The organism is Halotalea alkalilenta DSM 17697 (assembly GCF_000621205.1).
GTDB classification, from domain to species: Bacteria; Pseudomonadota; Gammaproteobacteria; order Pseudomonadales; family Halomonadaceae; genus Halotalea; species Halotalea alkalilenta.
Genome location: NZ_KK211228.1, coordinates 300807 through 317138, shown reverse-complemented (window position 1 = coordinate 317138; position 16332 = coordinate 300807). Strand labels below are relative to the sequence as shown.

Here is a 16332-nt window from a genome sequence, read left to right as displayed (position 1 = left end):
ATTTTGAAGCGATGACTCGCCAGCCCGGCGTCCGGCCGCAGCTCGGTTCGCGCAGTAGCATGGGACGTATCCGGCGGATCCATTTCGTCGGTATCGGTGGCTCTGGGATGTGCGGCATCGCCGAAGTGCTGCACAACCAGCGCTTCGAGGTCAGCGGCAGCGACCTGCGCGCGTCCAGCGTCACCGCCCACCTGGCGGCGATCGGCGTGCGGGTGATGATCGGCCATCGCGAGGAGAACGCGGTGGACGCCGACGTGGTGGTGGTCTCGACCGCGATCGATGTCAGCAATCCAGAGATTCGCTATGCGCGTGAGCACCGGATACCGGTGGTGCGGCGCGCCGAGATGCTCGCCGAGCTGATGCGCTTTCGCAACGGCATCGCGGTGGCCGGTACCCACGGCAAGACCACCACCACCAGCCTGACCGCGACCCTGCTCGCCGAGGGCGGGCTCGATCCGACCTTCGTCATCGGCGGGCTGCTCAACAGCGCGGGCACCAACGCCAGGCTGGGGGAGGGTGAGTATCTGGTCGCCGAGGCCGACGAATCGGACGCCTCCTTCCTGCACCTGCAGCCGATGACCGCGATCGTCACCAATATCGACGCCGACCACATGAGTACCTACGACGGCGACTTCGGGCGGCTGCAGGAGACCTTCATCGAGTTTCTCCACAACCTGCCGTTCTACGGTCAGGCGGTGCTGTGCATCGATGATCCGGTGGTGCGCGCGCTGCTGCCGAGGATCCAGCGTCAGTTCGTCACCTACGGTTTCGACGCCGACGCCGACTACCGGATCGAGGGCTTCCGCCAGTCCGAGCGGCGTATCAGCTTCACCGCACTGCGCCCTGGCGAACTCGCGCCGCTCGAGGTCAGCCTGTCGATGCCGGGGGAGCACAACGCGCTCAATGCGCTGGCGGCGATCGCGGTGGCCAGCGACGCAGGCGTCGACGACGCCGCGATCATCCGCGCCCTCGCCGGCTTCGCCGGGGTCGGGCGGCGCTTCCAGGTCCATGGCGATTTCCCGGTGCCGGGGCGGCGCGATGGAGAAGTGATGCTGGTCGACGACTATGGCCACCATCCGCGCGAGGTCGAGGCGGTGATCCGCGGCATACGCCAGGGCTGGCCGGAGCGGCGTCTGGTGATGGTCTACCAGCCGCACCGCTATACTCGCACCTTCGAACTCTACGAGGAGTTCGTGCGGGTACTTTCGGATGTCGACATGCTGCTGCTGCTCGATGTCTATTCCGCCGGCGAGGCGGCGATCAGCGGTGCCGACGGGCGCTCGCTGGCCGGCTCGATCCGCCAGCGCGGCCAGGTCGACCCGCTGTTCGTCGAGAGCAAGCAGGCGCTGCCCAAGCTGCTCGGCAATGTGCTGCGCGACGGCGACATCCTGATCACCCAGGGCGCGGGCGATATCGGGGCCATCAGCGTGGCGCTGGCCCGTTGCGGGCTCGAACTCGACGGACTGGAGCTCTGAAGCACGTGAGTCGTCTTTCATCCGCCTGCGAGTGCGCCGATGTCCAGTAGCTTCTTCAACCGCTTGCTAGGTCTGGTATTGATCGCGGTACTGCTAGGTGCCGGCGGGCGTTCGCTATGGGTATGGCTCGACCAGCCGATCGAGTCGGTCGCGGTCGAGGGCGACTTTCGCTATATCGATGCCAGCTTCCTCAGCGGCCAGCTCAGTCCCTTGGTCAGCGGCCAGCACTGGCTGTCGGTGGACCTGGATCAGCTGCGCGAGCGGGCCAAGCTGATCCCTTGGATCCATGAAGCGAGGGTTTCCCGGCACTGGCCCAATGCGCTGACCTTCGAACTGGAGGAGCAGCGCCCGGTCGCGTGGTGGAACGATGCCTTCCTGATCAACGCTGAAGGTCATCCGTTCTCTCCCGGGCCGAGTGATACCCTCGAGCGGATGCCCAATCTGGCGGGTCCTGGAGATCGATCCGCCGATGTATTGGCTTATTATCATGTGTTGGAGGGGCGTCTTGCGCCGCTCGGGCTCGAGCTCACTCAATTGCGCCTGGAAGCGCGCGGGGCATGGCGCTTTCAGGTCAACGATACGTTCTGGGTGATTCTGGGACGCACCGGGCTGGATATCAGGCTGGAGCGTTTTCTCGCAGCTTGGCATCGTTCCTTGTCGGAGCGAGCCGATCGGATCCGCTATATCGACCTGCGTTATCCGAACGGCCTCGCGGTTGGCTGGCACGGCGAGAGCGCGGCGGCCGAAGTCTCTCGGCAGTGAATTCGGTGCAATATGTCCGGAGTTCCGTTCCAGCGGCTTTTTTTAGACTGTGGACCTTTGGGTAAACGAGCTGTTTTTATACGTTACGAGTTTCCGTTAAACCTTGGCCGGGTATTTCTTTCGGCTGCGAATAACCGTATTCTCGAAGTACTTTCACAGCCGATAGAATTGCTGTGGGCTGGTATTCGCGGAATGTGGCAGTTGTTGACGGCGTTGCTTTTCGTCATCGTTCCTTCGAATGTCAGAAATGGCAAAGTGGCTTACACTTGGTGATGTGGCCAGGAAGGAACAGCGGAGAGTTTGGATTCATCGTGATGATTATCAGGGAGTAGGCCCGACCTATGGCTGGACAATCCAACGCTTCCAATATGGTGGTCGGGCTGGATATCGGAACATCCAAAGTCGTGGCCATCGTTGGTCAACCGACCGACGATGGTGGCATCGAAATCGCAGGTATTGGCTCGCACCCCTCGCGTGGAATGAAGAAGGGAGTGGTGATCAACATCGAGTCGACGGTGCAATCGATTCAGCGCGCGATCGAAGAAGCGGAGTTGATGGCGGGTTGCGATATCCACTCGGTGTTCGTGGGTATCGCCGGGAGCCATATCAGTTCGATGAACTCCGATGGCGTAGTGGCGATCAAGGAGCGGGAGGTGACGCCCTACGACATCGATCGGGTGATCGACTCGGCCCGCGCCAGGGCGGTGTCGGAGGGGCAGCGCATCCTCCACGTCCTGCCGCAGGAGTACGCCATCGATGCCCAGGAGGGCATTCGCGAGCCGCTGGGGATGTCCGGCGTACGGCTGGAGGCGAGGGTCCACCTGGTCACCGCCGCGCTCAACGCGGTGCAGAACATCGAGAAGTGCGTGCGCCGCTGCGGGCTCGAAGTCGACGACATCATCCTCGAGCAGCTGGCTTCCAGCCACGCCGTGCTCACCGAGGACGAGCGGGAGCTCGGGGTCTGCATGGTCGATATCGGCGGCGGGACCACCGACATCGCGGTATTCACCGAAGGCGCCATCCGGCATACCGCGGTGATTCCTATCGCGGGCGATCAGGTGACCAACGATATCGCCATGGCGCTGCGCACGCCGACGCAGTACGCCGAGGACATCAAGGTCAAATACGCTTGCGCGCTCACTCAGCTGGCGTCGAGCGACGACATCATCCGGGTGCCCGGGGTCGGCGATCGGCCGTCTCGTGAACTTTCCCGGCAGGAACTCGCCCAAGTGGTGGAGCCTCGCTACGAGGAGCTCTTCACCTTGGTGCGCGAGGAACTCAGACGTAGTGGTTTCGAGGATCTGATCGCCGCCGGCGTCGTGCTCACCGGTGGTACATCGCGGATGGAAGGGGTGACGGAGCTGGCCGAGGAGATTTTCCACATGCCAGTCAGGATCGCGTCACCTCAGAACGTCCGCGGCCTTGCTGACGTGGTGCGCAACCCGATTTATTCGACAGGGGTTGGTTTGCTACTCTACGGCATGCGCCACTCGCACCAGGCCTATGGCACCGAATCGTTCGATAAGGTCCAGCCCCGGCGCGAGGAGCATGCTCGCCGAGGTCTCTCGGAGCGTAGCTCTTCGCGATCCTTGGGCGATTCACTGCCATCCGCCATCGAGCGCATCCGAGGCTGGTTCAAAGGTAATTTCTGACAAGACCGCAGAGCGGTTACGGGAGACGGGGCTTATGTTCGAGCTAGTAGACAACGCGCCATCCAACAATGCGGTCATCAAGGTGATCGGTGTTGGCGGTGGTGGCGGCAACGCCGTCAACCATATGGTCGAGAACAGTATCGAGGGGGTCGAATTCATCTGCGCGAATACCGATGCGCAGGCCCTCAAGCGAGTTGCAGCCAAGACCGTGCTGCAGCTTGGTACCGAGATTACCAAGGGGCTCGGCGCCGGGGCCAACCCGGAGGTCGGGCGTCAGGCGGCGATGGAGGATCGTGAGCGCATCGCGGAGCTGCTCCAGGGTGCGGATATGGTGTTCATCACCGCCGGTATGGGCGGTGGCACCGGTACGGGCGGTGCACCGGTGGTGGCGCAGGTGGCCAAGGAGCTCGGTATCCTCACCGTCGCGGTGGTGACTCGTCCCTTCCCGTTTGAAGGGCCGAAGCGCCAGCGTGCGGCGGAAGAGGGGATGAAGGAGCTCTCCGAGCACGTCGATTCGTTGATCACCATTCCCAACGAGAAGCTTCTGACCGTGCTGGGCAAGAACGCGAGCCTGCTGACCGCATTCAGCGCCGCCAACGACGTGCTGCTCGGTGCGGTGCAGGGGATCGCCGAACTGATCACCAGCCCAGGGATCATCAACGTCGACTTCGCCGACGTGCGCACCGTGATGTCCGAGATGGGCATGGCGATGATGGGGACCGGCGCGGCGACGGGTGAGAACCGCGCCCGTGAGGCGGCGGAGAAAGCGATTCGCTCGCCGCTGCTCGAGGACGTCAACCTGAACGGCGCCCGCGGCATCCTGGTCAACATCACCGCGGGCCCCGATCTCTCGATCGGTGAGTTCAACGACGTGGGGGCCACGGTGCAGGAGTTCGCCTCGCAGGACGCGACCATCGTCGTCGGTACCGCGATCGACATGAACATGTCCGACGAGCTGCGGGTCACCGTGGTCGCCGCTGGCCTCGATGGGCTGCGCAAGGAGAAGGCGGTCGCCGCCGAGACTCGCCACGCGCGTCCGGAGTCGAGCGATTACCGCAAGCTCCAGCAGCCGACGGTGATGCGCCAGCAGGCCGCCAAGGAGCGCGAGCGCGAAGAGAGCGCACGTGAACGCCGCGGTAGTGTGAGTGGCAAGTCCCGCGAGCTCGATGATTACCTCGACATTCCCGCCTTCCTTCGCCGTCAGGCCGATTGAGAGCGGTGATCGCAGAGGGCCTGGGCTGTTTGCGCCGATGGATGCTCTGGCATTCATCGGCGTTTTGACGATCGAATTCGAATGGTTCGGACGGAGTGGAAAGCGCAAATAGCGTGCAAGTTTTCTTTTGCGAACAGCGTTCGTTGTCGCGCTTAGTCCTAACTGTTATCATTTTCATAATTCGCTCTTGCGTCCCGTGTGTGGCAGCCTCCTATGATTCGACAAAGAACGTTACAAAACACCATTCGTGCGACCGGAGTGGGTCTGCACTCGGGTAAGAAGGTCTACCTGACCCTTCGGCCGGCCCCGGTCGACAAAGGCATCGTCTTCGTCCGTACGGATCTTTCGCCTGCGGTCGAGATACCCGCGCATCCCGAAAACGTCCACGACACCATGATGTGCACCGTCGTGGCCATCGGGTCCGCCCGTGTCGCCACGGTGGAACACTTGATGTCCGCCTTCGCGGGGCTCGGCATCGACAACGCCTATGTCGAGGTCAGTGCTCCCGAGGTGCCGATCATGGACGGCAGCGCCGGGCCCTTCGTCTTCCTGATCCAGTCGGCGGGCATCGTCGAGCAGGATGCGGCGAAGAAATTCATCCGCGTGACCAAGCCGATCGCAGTGGAAGACGGCGACAAGCGCGCTGCCTTCGCCCCCTACGACGGTTTCAAGGTCAGTTTCGGGATCGACTTCGACCATCCGGTGTTCGCCAACCAGCGCCAGGAAGTCACCGTCGACTTCTCCACCACTTCCTTCGTCAAGGAAGTGAGCCGGGCGCGTACGTTCGGCTTCATGCGCGACCTGGAGCGGCTTCGCTCCAGCAACCTGGCGCTCGGCGGCAGTCTCGACAATGCTATCGTGGTCGATGATTATCGCATCCTCAACGAGGATGGGCTGCGCTATGAAGACGAGTTCGTTCGCCACAAGGTGCTCGACGCGATCGGCGATCTCTACCAGCTCGGCCACAGCCTGATCGGCGAGTTCCACGGTTACAAGTCCGGGCATGGGCTCAACAACCAGCTGGTGCGCCACCTGCTCAAGCACCCCGAGTGCTGGGAAATCGTCACGTTCGCCGATGGCGAGGTCGCACCGATCTCCTACGCGGCCCCGGCGATGGCCTAAGGCCGGCGCCGATTGATCGTTGAAGACTGCGACGCCGCCCTTCGGGGCGGCGTCATTGCATTTTGAGGGTCGGATTCGCGCTCAGCCCGGCTGCTCGGGCTCGCTCGAGGCATGGGAGGCGAGTCGCGCAAGCGCCGCCTTGAGGCGAGGATCGTCGACTTCATTCGCGCATTCGTTGAGCCGTTCGGCGGCATCGGCCGAGAGTGTGCGCAGTTGGCGTGGGGCGGTCTTGATCGGGCGCAGCGGGCGGACCTTGAAGACCAGTCCCTCGATCTGGGCGAACTCCGGCAGGTAGCGCAACAGGGCAAGCAGGCGCGCGCGCTCGAAGCGCAGCCAGGTCAACCATACCGCGCGGTCGGTGAGCAGGGTGAGCTGGCCGTCGGTGTAGCCCCCGACCAGCACGTGGCCGAGCAGTTCCGACGGCAGGTGGCCATCGAGCTGGCGCTGGGCCCGCTCTATCGCCTGTGCCTTGCCCAGCAGCGGCGCCAGCGTGCTATCTCGCCGCACTCCGTGGGAGGAGGTGGAGAGTAGCCCGGCAATGGGCTGTGCGTACCCTTTCTTAGCCTTTATACTCATCGCCTTGCGACCGTAACCGAAGATTACGAAGGATCTCGCTCGCCGTACCGACGACGAGGGGAAAGCAGCAATCTAACATGACCGAGTCAGCCACACACAGTTCGCAGCACGATCATCGTGTCGCCCGCCGTCGTCACCCCTGGTGGCTGACGGGGCTTCTCGTCGGCTGTCTGCTGCCGATGGCGATCTCCTCGGCGATGCTCCAGTACCGGCTCGACCTGATGACCGAGCGTCTGGTGCGGATTGCCTTCCAGGTTCCCGAGACGATTCGTGCCGTTTCCCGCCGTCGCAGCGTCAGGCCACGACGCTGTCCGCAGCCGCCGAGGCGACGAGTGCGTGCGCGTACGCCCGTGCTACCTCGTGTCCCGTTCATCCCCATGACCAGCGGCTGCGACGTACTGTCGCGGCGCGGCCCACCTGCCTGTGCGATCGACGTTCCGGCGGCGCGCGAGCTCTGATCATCTCGCCATGCCCCACATCGCCAGCGAACAGGGCGCCTGCGCTTTCTCGATGAAGCCGCTGACCCTACCCAGCAGGTCACAAGTCAAGCAAGCCCCATCGCCCGTGGCCATCTGCCAGGTCGAGGGGGATCAATAGGACGGTTCGATGTTCAATACCTTGGTACGCAAAGTGCTCGGCAGCAAGAACGAGCGTGATCTCAAGCGCATGCGCAAAGCGGTGACGAAGATCAACGCGCTCGAGGAGGGCCTCGCGGCGCTCGATGACGAAGCGTTGAAGGCCAAGACCGTGGAGTTCCGCAAGCGTCTGGAGAGTGGCGAGAAGCTCGATGAGCTGCTGCCCGAGGCGTTCGCCACCGTGCGCGAGGCGAGCAAGCGCGTGCTGGGCATGCGCCACTTCGACGTTCAGCTGGTGGGGGGGATGGCGCTGCACGAGGGGCGCATCGCGGAGATGAAGACCGGGGAGGGCAAGACCCTGGTCGGTACCCTGCCAACCTATCTCAACGCCTTGACCGGCAAAGGTGTCCACGTCGTCACGGTCAACGACTACCTGGCCAGCCGGGATGCCGCGACGATGCGTCCGCTCTACGAGTTCCTCGGCATGAGCGTCGGCATCATCTTCGCCGGCCAGCTGCCGCATGAGAAGCGCGAGGCCTACCGGGCCGACATCACCTATGGCACCAACAACGAGTATGGCTTCGACTACCTGCGCGACAACATGGCGTTCTCGCTCGAGGACAAGGTGCAGCGTGGGCTGCATTTCGCGCTGATCGACGAAGTCGACTCGATCCTCATCGACGAGGCGCGCACGCCGCTGATCATTTCGGGACCGGTCGAGGAAAACACCGATCTCTACAAGGTGATCAACCGCATGGCGAGCGGCCTGGTGCCTTGTTCCGATCCCGAAGACCACGAAAGCGGCGACTTCGTCATCGACGAGAAGCAAAAGCAGGTCGAGGTGACCGAGCAGGGCCACCAGAAAGTCGAGCAGTTGATGCGCGAGGCCAAGCTGCTCGACGAGAATGACTCCCTCTACGCGGCTCAGAACCTCGGCCTGCTCCATCACATCAATGCGGCGCTGCGGGCTCGCCACCTCTACCAGCGCGACGTCGACTACATCGTCGCCAACAATGAAGTGGTGATCGTCGACGAACATACCGGCCGGACGATGCCGGGACGGCGCTGGTCGGAAGGGCTGCACCAGGCAATCGAGGCCAAGGAGGGTGTGGATATCCAGAAGGAGAGCCAGACGCTCGCCTCGACCACCTTCCAGAACTACTTCCGCCTCTACGACAAGCTCGGTGGGATGACCGGGACCGCTGATACCGAGGCCTACGAGTTCCGCCAGATCTACGAGCTCGACGTGCTGGTGATCCCGACCAACCGACCGCTCGCACGCAAGGACCTCAACGACCTGGTCTACATGACCACGCTTGAGAAGTACGAGGCGATCATCGAGGACATCAAGGACAAGGTCGCGGCCAAGCGCCCGGTGCTGGTCGGTACCGCCTCGATCGAGAGCTCCGAGCAGCTGTCGATGATGCTGCGCGAGCAGAAGATTCCCCACAACGTGCTCAACGCCAAGCAGCATGCCAGCGAAGCGCACATCATCGCCCAGGCCGGACAGCCCGGCGCGATCACCATCGCGACCAACATGGCCGGCCGCGGCACCGACATCCTGCTCGGCGGTAACTGGGAGGCGGAGATCGCAGCGCTCGAATCGCCCTCGCAGGAGCAGATCGACGAGATCAAGGCGAACTGGAAGCTGCGTCACGATGCGGTGATCGAGGCCGGTGGCCTGCATGTGATCGGCTCCGAGCGCCACGAGTCGCGGCGCATCGACAACCAGCTGCGCGGCCGTGCCGGGCGCCAAGGGGATCCGGGTTCCACGCGCTTCTTCCTCTCGTTGGAGGACAGCCTGATGCGGCTGTTCGGTTCGGAGCGGGTGCAGCGGCTGATGTCCGCGCTCGGTCTCGAACGCGGTGAGGCGATCGAGCACAAGATGGTCACCAATGCGGTCGAGCGGGCGCAGAAGAAGGTCGAGGGGCGCAACTTCGACATCCGCAAGCAGCTGCTCGAGTACGACGACGTCGCCAACGACCAGCGCCGTGTGGTCTACGAGCAGCGCGATGAGATTCTCGGCAGCCCCGATGTCTCCGATAACATCCGCGGCATTCGCGAAGAGGTGCTGGACACCGCCTTCGCCGAGCACGTACCGCCGCAGAGCCTGCCCGAGCAGTGGGACGTCGAGGGCCTCGAGGTCGAGCTCAAGGAGAACTTCAATCTCGAGGTGCCGATCACCGAGTGGTTCGAACAGGAGCCGAATCTCGACGCCGAGGGCCTGCGCCAGCGCCTGCAAGAGCAGCACGCCGCGCTCTATGCCGCCAAGCGCGAGGCCATCGGCGATGAAATGATGAAGCGTTTCGAGAAGCAGGTGATGCTGCAGATCCTCGATACCCGCTGGAAGGAACACCTGCAGTCGATGGATCACCTGCGTCGCGGCATTCACCTGCGCGGCTATGCGCAGAAGAACCCCAAGCAGGAGTACAAGCGAGAAGCGTTCGGTCTGTTCCAGAACCTGCTCGCCAACATCAAGTCCGACGTAGTGCGCGTGCTCAGCCACGTGCAGGTGCGCCGCCAGGAAGAGGTCGACCAGTTCGAGCGCGAGCGCCGCGCGGCGATCGAGCGCGAGCAGGCCGCCAGCGAGCATACCCGCGAGGACGAAGCGCTCGAGGCCGCTACGCTCAGCGACGAGGCGGTGGCCAGTGCTGCCGCCGTCGCTGGGGTCGCCGCCAGCGACGCTTCCGGCACGGTCAAGCGCGAGCAGCCCAAGGTCGGCCGCAATGACCCCTGCCCCTGCGGCTCGGGCAAGAAGTACAAGCAGTGCCACGGCCGGCTCAGCTGAGCCGGCGGGTATCCAACAGGCGGGCCACCTGGCCCGTGTGACGATCGAGGCGGCGCCGCAGGGCGCCGCTAGGCTTAGGAGCGTGACGATGGCCGTAGGTGAGTCGGTATTTCCCCGGATGCCGGTGATCGCGGGAGTTCGCATCGGTGTCGCGAGCGCAGGGATCAAGAAGCCAGGTCGTCGTGACCTGGTGGTCTTCGAGCTTGCCGAGGGTGCGAGTGTTGCCGCTACCTTCACCAAGAACGCCTTCTGCGCGGCGCCGGTCACGGTGGCGAAGCGCCACCTCGGCGCTGGCGACGTCCGGTACTGGCTGGTCAACACCGGCAACGCCAACGCGGGCACCGGTGACGCGGGCCTGGAAGCGGCCGAGGCCTGCTGTCGAGGGCTCGCCTCGCGAGTCGGCGGGAGCGCCGAGAGCGTGCTGCCGTTTTCCACCGGCGTGATCGGCGAGCCGCTGCCGGTGGAGCGGATCGAGGCGGCATTGGGTGCCGCGGTGGAGAACCTCGCTGCGGACAATTGGGAAGCCGCCGGCCACGGTATCCTGACTACCGATACCCGGCCTAAAGGGGCGACCCGCAGCATCGAGATCGATGGGCGGCGCGTGGTGCTCAACGGCATCAGCAAGGGGTCGGGGATGATCTGCCCGAACATGGCGACCATGCTGGCCTTCGTCGCCACCGATGCGAAGATCGAGCCCGCTCTGCTGCAGCGGCTGTTGGCTGACGCCACCGAGCGCTCCTTCAACCGGATCACCGTCGACTCGGATACCTCGACCAACGACGCCTGCGCGCTGGTCGCCACGGGCGCCGGCGTGGCGATCGAGGGCGAGGCCGCGACCGCCGCTTTCTCCAGCGCCCTGTCCTCGCTGATGCTCGAGCTGGCCCAGCTGATCGTGCGCGACGGCGAGGGTGCGACCAAGTTCGTCACCGTCGATGTGCGCGAAGCGAGCAGCCAGGCTGAAGCGCTCGAGATCGCCTATAGCGTCGCGCATTCTCCGCTGGTCAAGACCGCGCTCTATGCCAGTGACGCTAACTGGGGACGCCTGCTGATGGCGGTCGGTAAGGCCCCTGTCGAGCAGTTCGACGTCGCTCGCGTAGCGATCGAACTCAACGGCGTATCGATCGTCGAGGCGGGGGCGCGTGCACCGGGGTACAGCGAGGAGGCCGGCAGCGCAGCGCTCGCCCGCGAGGAGATCGAGATCGTCATCCGGCTTGGCCGGGGTGAGTGGCGAGAGCGGGTCTGGACGTCGGATCTGTCCCACGAGTACGTGAGTATCAACGCCGACTATCGCAGCTGATCCAGCGCGAGCGACCGGGTTGGGTGGTGAAGGAGAGCGGTTTGAGGCTATCAGAAGGCAAGGGGAGCGTCGCGCGCTCGCCGAGTGGAGAGGGAGAGAGAGCGATGAAGCGTGGGCACAGCGATCACGGCGACGAGCAGCTGCCGAAGCGACGGGTGCACGTCGTCGCCGCCGCGATCTACAACGACGATGAGCGGGTGTTCCTCTCCCGGCGCCCCTCCTACGTCGACCAGGGCGGGCTTTGGGAGTTTCCCGGGGGTAAATTGCACCCGCACGAGACGGGGCTCGAAGCGCTGAAGCGCGAGCTCAACGAAGAGCTGGGCATCCACGTCAAGCGCGCGCAGCCGCTGATCCGGGTGCATCACGAGTACACCGACAAGCACATCCTGCTGGACGTATGGGGCGTTCGAGATTTCGAGGGCGCGCCCTACGGACGCGAGGGGCAGGTCGTGCGCTGGGTGCCGGTGGCCGATCTCGGACGCTACAACTTTCCCGCCGCCAACCTGCCGATCATCAAGGCGGTGGCGCTGCCGCATGCCTACATGATCACCGCCGACCGGGCCGACGAGGCGAGTTTCGAGGCCGGCCTGACGGCGGCGCTCGAGCGTCATCGGCCAAGGCTGGTGCGGCTGCGCGATACTGCGCTCGATGCCGAGGCCTACGCCGCTCGTGCCGAGCGGGCGGTGGATATCTGTCGCCGGGCCGGCGCTCAGCTGATGCTCGGGCACAGGGGGAGCGAAATGGAAGCGCTGGTCGCACTGGTCGAGCGCTTGGACGCCGGCGGACTGCACTTGACTAGCGATCAGCTCGGTGTGCTGGCTCGCCGGCCGCTGGATGGCGCTCGCTGGCTCGGGGCATCGGTGCACGATGCCGCGGGCCTGGCGCAAGCCGAGCGTCTCGACTGCGATTTCGCGGTGCTCTCCCCGGTGCGCGCCACTGGCTCCCATCCGGATGCGCAGCCGCTGGGATGGCATGGTCTACAGCAGATGATCGAACACGTACGGCTGCCGGTGTTCGCCCTGGGGGGCTTGGGGCTCGAGGATATCGACCATGCCCGAGGGGTAGGCGCCCAAGGGGTGGCGGCCATCTCTGCGTTCGAGCGCTAGAGTACGGATCCCGTCCAGCGGGATCGTTCGACGAAGGCGGCGCCGATCGATGGCGCCGCCTTTTTTCGTTCGCGGTGGAGTCGGGCAGGAGGCTGCGCGAGATTCTGCGACGCGGCGCTAGCGCTGCTCCTGCCCGCGTTCGAGGCTCTCCAGCATCGCATCGATGTCGGTTTCGTCCAGCGCCATCTCCCCGGGGATGCGGTGACTTTCATTCGCCCAGGCTCCCAGGTCCAGCAGCTTGCAGCGCTTGGAGCAGAAGGGGCGGTAGGGGCTCTGTTCGTTCCAGGGGACCTGGGTGGCGCACTGGGGGCAGGCGACCTTGAGGGAGTCGCGAGGTTTGGACATGGAATGACTCCTTCGCGCTTGTATCGCGATTGGGGTGGATCGATCGAGCCGCGGGCGGACTGTCGATATTGGGGCGAAGACGGCAGTGGTCAACTCCCGCAGGCGGTGCGTTGGTGTGCCAGCCGTCGATAGAAGGCGTCCAGTTCGGCGACTCGCCGCTCGGTCGATAGCTCGTCCCGGGAATTGTCGATCATCTCATCACTGCGGGCCAGACGTTCGGCGCGCGGCATCTGCGCGCGCACAATCGCTTCGGCCTGGGCGAGTTCGCCGCCATCGCGTGCCAGCACACGCTGCAGCTGCAGCGCTTCGGGGACGTCCACCACCAGTATCCGATCGACCACCTCGGCGTAGCGATCGGACTCGAGCAGCAGCGGTACCACCAGCAGGCGGTAAGGACCCTCGAGCGTCTCGAGCCGTTCGAGCATGCGCGCATGGATCAGCGGATGCATCCGCGACTCCACCCAGCGTCGCTCCTCGGGCGAGGCGAAGATCCGCTGGCGCAGCGCGGCGCGATTGAGCCGGCCCTGGCGGTCGAGGATTCGTTCACCGTAGCGCTCGACCAAGGCGTCGAGCATTGGTTCTCCTGGCTCGACCACCTCCCGGGCGATCTGGTCGGCGTCGACCGCTGCGATGCCGCGTTCGGCGAAGAGTCGAGTGACGGTGCTCTTGCCCGAGGCGATGCCGCCGGTTAGGCCGATGGTCAGCATGATAGCGCTCCGTGCCGGGGCGTGGATGAGGAAAGGGTTCAGTACTGGCCGCCGAGGTCGAAGACCGGCAAGTAAAGGGCGACCACCAAGAGGCCAATGACCAGGGTGAGCAGGGTCATGACGATCGGCTCGAGCAGCAGTTCCAGTCGCTCCAGGCGTCGCTCGAGTCTTTCCCGCTCGAGGGCCGCCGCGTGATCGAACGCTTCGGCCAGGCGACCCGAGCGCTCGCCGTTGGCGACCAGGGCGGCGAGCAGCGCACCGAAGGCGCGTTCAGCGCGCATCGCCACGCTCAGCGGTTCGCCCTGGGCGACTCTGGAGGCAAGCCTGCTCAACGGCAGCGCCCCCTTTGGGGTCGCGATGAGCTCAAGCGCGACGTCCAGGGCCAGCCCGCTGCTCTGGGCGAGTGCCAGTGCCTCCAGGATACCGACTTTGTCGCTCGATTGAAGCAGCGGTCCCAGCAGCGGCAGCCAGCGTGCAAGCCGCGCACTGTGTCGCCGTGCGGCGATCCAGCCGGCGATGAGCGCGAGCAGGGCGATGAGGCACGCTTCTAGCCGTGCGCCGAGTCCTGCGGAAAGGGCGAACAGCACCTCGGTGGGCAAGGGAAGATCCGTCGCATCGTCTGCATAGAGCGCGGCGAAAGTCGGCACGATCTCGATCAGCATTACCGCCATCAGGCCTACCGCGAGCACGGTCACCATCGCCGGGTAGCGCAGCGGGGCTGCGAGTCGGCGGCCGAGTCGGGCGCGTGCGTTGAGATGTTCGGCGAGGCGGGCCAGCACCGTCGCCAGTTTGCCACTGTGTTCACCCAGGCCGATCAGCGCGGTGCCGAGCGGCGCGTGGAGCGGCAAGGTGGTGGCGCCGAGAGCGGCCGAGAGCGAGTGCCCCTCGGTGATCGCTAGGCGAAGCGTCGACCAGTAGTGGTGTTCCGCTGCGGTCTCGGCATTTTCGCCGAGCTGCTCCAGCGCGTCGAGCAGGCCGATGCCCGCCTGCAACAGGCCGGATAGCTGGCTCAGGCGCAGCGCCAGGCGCTCGGGACCGAGGCGTTTGGTCCTCACGCGCAGGCGGCGCAGCCGTCGAACGATCAGTCCTCGCGCCGCGAGCTCGGTGTGGGCCTGGTCCCTGGTAGGGGCATGGAGTCTGCCGGTGCGGTGATCTCCGCTCTCATCCGTCGCCCGCCATTGCCATAGCCGCTGCTCAGAGCGCACGTTCCAGCGCCTGCCTCGAGATCACCCCCTGCGCCACCTTGTAGAGCCCTGCTCGGCGCAGGCCATCGACCTCCTCTGCGCCGGAGCGGTCGATCGGGCGCGAGAGCACTTCGAAGATGGCGATACGGCCGGCGTGTCCATTGTGGCAATGCCGACAGCCGCGGGCGACATGGGGGGAGAGCGTATCTGCGGTGAGGCCCAGCTCCATCGCCAGGTCCGCTTTCTGCGCCGATGGCGCCGGGACGCGGCAGGCAGGACAGAGCGTGGGTATGAGGCGCTGCGCGATCACCAGGGTCACGCACTCGGCGAGATCGCGCTCGTCGGCCCCCAGATGCGCCAGCCGAGCGAGGCTCGCTCTGGCGCTGGCGGCGTGCACGGTGGCGAGAACCAGGTGCCCGGTGCGGGCCGCCTTGAGCGTGATCTCGGCACTCTGGGGGTCGCGAATCTCACCGATCATCATCACGTCGGGGTCTTGGCGCAGGAACGCGCGCAGCGCAACGGTGAAGTCCAGCCCTATGCGCGGCTCTACCTGCAACTGCTGCACGCCGGGCAGGCGATGCTCGACCGGCTGCTCGGCGCTGACCACATGGCGACGCTGCCGATCGATGTGCATCAACGCGCTGTAGAGAGTGATCGTCTTGCCGCTTCCGGTCGGCCCGCAGACCAGGATCAGCCCACGGGCGGCCTCCAGGGCGCGTTTCAGCGCCGCCAACGGCAGCGGATCGAGGCCTAATTCGTCGAGGGAGAGCGCCTGGTAGGGCGCATCCACCAGGCGCAGGGATGCCTTCTCCCCTCGCACGGTAGGCAGCGTGGCGAGCCGGAAGGAGAGGGTGTAGCGATCCTCCGGCGAGATGCTCAGGCTGCCGTCCTGGGGCAGGCGCTGCTCGCCGACATCGAGGCCCGCGAGCAGCTTGAGTCGCATCATGCAGCGCTCGCCCAGCGCGGCGGGGAGCCGTTCGAGCGTGCGCAGTTCGCCATCGATGCGGATTCTCACCGTGAAGCGTTCTCCTTCGGGCTCGAAGTGCAGGTCGGAGCCACGCAGGCGCACGCAGGCCTGGGCGAGACGTCGCAGGCAGGCATCGGCCGAGGTATCGCTACTCGATGGTGCCGAGCGTTGGTCCGCATGAGCCAGATAGGCTTCCAGCAGCTTCGCCAGCTGCCGCGGTTCGGCGAGGCGCGGCACGATCGCGCGTGCGCAGGCGAAGCGTAGCTCGTCGAGCTGGTCGAGGCAGGCGCCGTTGGCCACGGCGACACTGAGCCTGCCTGCTTCTTCATACAAGGGCAGGGCGCCGATACGCGCGAACAGCCGGATCGGCAGGCCGGCGCAGGGTAGGCTGGATATCTCGATGCCATCGAGATCGACCGACTCGAGAAGTTCGGCAGGCGCTGCCGGACAGGCTTTTTCGTTCATCGCTGGATGCTCCCGGTGATCGCCAATGCGCACCGCGTCGAATGCCGCGGCATCGAAGCTATCGGCCGCGGCCGCCTGCTTTATAGGGGTCAAGTCCC

General features: G+C 65.2%; 14 protein-coding genes. 9 read left to right on the top strand and 5 right to left on the bottom strand.

Features of this window, described 5'->3' with window-relative positions; all coding sequences use genetic code 11:
* Nucleotides 1-11 precede the first annotated feature (11 nt).
* The 5 genes from murC to lpxC all read left to right on the top strand — a co-directional run bounded on the left by murC (nt 12) and on the right by lpxC (nt 6224).
* Nucleotides 12-1475, top strand: a complete 1464-nt coding sequence (gene murC / locus Q376_RS0114285) for a UDP-N-acetylmuramate--L-alanine ligase (RefSeq protein WP_027350874.1) — start codon at nt 12-14, stop codon at nt 1473-1475.
* A gap of 39 nt (nt 1476-1514) precedes the next feature.
* Nucleotides 1515-2237 (top strand): cell division protein FtsQ/DivIB, encoded by a 723-nt coding sequence (locus Q376_RS0114280; RefSeq protein WP_027350873.1) that lies wholly within the window; start codon nt 1515-1517, stop codon nt 2235-2237.
* Nucleotides 2238-2578: 341 nt separating this feature from the next.
* Nucleotides 2579-3889, top strand: a complete 1311-nt coding sequence (ftsA, locus tag Q376_RS0114275) for a cell division protein FtsA (RefSeq protein WP_027350872.1) — start codon at nt 2579-2581, stop codon at nt 3887-3889.
* Between the two features lie 34 nt (nt 3890-3923).
* The gene (gene ftsZ, locus Q376_RS0114270) at nt 3924-5102 is read left to right on the top strand and encodes a cell division protein FtsZ (protein ID WP_027350871.1); all 1179 of its coding nucleotides are present in this window, start codon (nt 3924-3926) and stop codon (nt 5100-5102) included.
* A gap of 213 nt (nt 5103-5315) precedes the next feature.
* Entirely contained in the window at nt 5316-6224 is a 909-nt protein-coding gene (lpxC, locus tag Q376_RS0114265; RefSeq protein WP_027350870.1) for a UDP-3-O-acyl-N-acetylglucosamine deacetylase, read from the top strand.
* Nucleotides 6225-6305: 81 nt separating this feature from the next.
* Here lpxC and Q376_RS0114260 read toward each other — a convergent pair whose 3' ends face one another.
* Nucleotides 6306-6800, bottom strand: a complete 495-nt coding sequence (locus Q376_RS0114260) for a DUF721 domain-containing protein (RefSeq protein ID WP_027350869.1) — start codon at nt 6798-6800, stop codon at nt 6306-6308.
* Between the two features lie 77 nt (nt 6801-6877).
* Here Q376_RS0114260 and Q376_RS22815 point away from each other — a divergent pair, with 77 nt between their 5' ends.
* From Q376_RS22815 to Q376_RS0114235, 4 genes are all read left to right on the top strand, one after another.
* Complete coding sequence (locus Q376_RS22815) at nt 6878-7258, top strand: hypothetical protein (protein ID WP_043447965.1); 381 nt, start codon at nt 6878-6880, stop codon at nt 7256-7258.
* A gap of 148 nt (nt 7259-7406) precedes the next feature.
* Nucleotides 7407-10163, top strand: a complete 2757-nt coding sequence (gene secA, locus Q376_RS0114245) for a preprotein translocase subunit SecA (protein WP_027350868.1) — start codon at nt 7407-7409, stop codon at nt 10161-10163.
* Nucleotides 10164-10251: 88 nt separating this feature from the next.
* Nucleotides 10252-11460, top strand: a complete 1209-nt coding sequence (gene argJ, locus Q376_RS0114240; protein WP_027350867.1) for a bifunctional glutamate N-acetyltransferase/amino-acid acetyltransferase ArgJ — start codon at nt 10252-10254, stop codon at nt 11458-11460.
* 140 nt (nt 11461-11600) lie between these two features.
* Nucleotides 11601-12566, top strand: coding sequence for a Nudix family hydrolase (locus tag Q376_RS0114235; RefSeq protein WP_027350866.1), 966 nt, complete (start codon nt 11601-11603; stop codon nt 12564-12566).
* Nucleotides 12567-12683: 117 nt separating this feature from the next.
* On the opposite strand, the gene yacG is transcribed toward Q376_RS0114235, so the two are convergent.
* The 4 genes from yacG to Q376_RS22810 form a co-directional block, all read right to left on the bottom strand.
* Entirely contained in the window at nt 12684-12911 is a 228-nt protein-coding gene (gene yacG / locus Q376_RS0114230; RefSeq protein WP_027350865.1) for a DNA gyrase inhibitor YacG, read from the bottom strand.
* A gap of 89 nt (nt 12912-13000) precedes the next feature.
* On the bottom strand, nt 13001-13618 hold the full coding sequence (coaE, locus tag Q376_RS0114225; RefSeq protein ID WP_027350864.1) for a dephospho-CoA kinase: 618 nt from the start codon (nt 13616-13618) through the stop codon (nt 13001-13003).
* Nucleotides 13619-13656: 38 nt separating this feature from the next.
* Nucleotides 13657-14823, bottom strand: coding sequence for a type II secretion system F family protein (locus Q376_RS0114220; protein ID WP_027350863.1), 1167 nt, complete (start codon nt 14821-14823; stop codon nt 13657-13659).
* Nucleotides 14813-16327 (bottom strand): GspE/PulE family protein, encoded by a 1515-nt coding sequence (locus Q376_RS22810; RefSeq protein WP_052365312.1) that lies wholly within the window; start codon nt 16325-16327, stop codon nt 14813-14815. Before Q376_RS22810 ends, Q376_RS0114220 begins: the two co-directional genes overlap by 11 nt.
* Nucleotides 16328-16332: the final 5 nt, after the last annotated feature.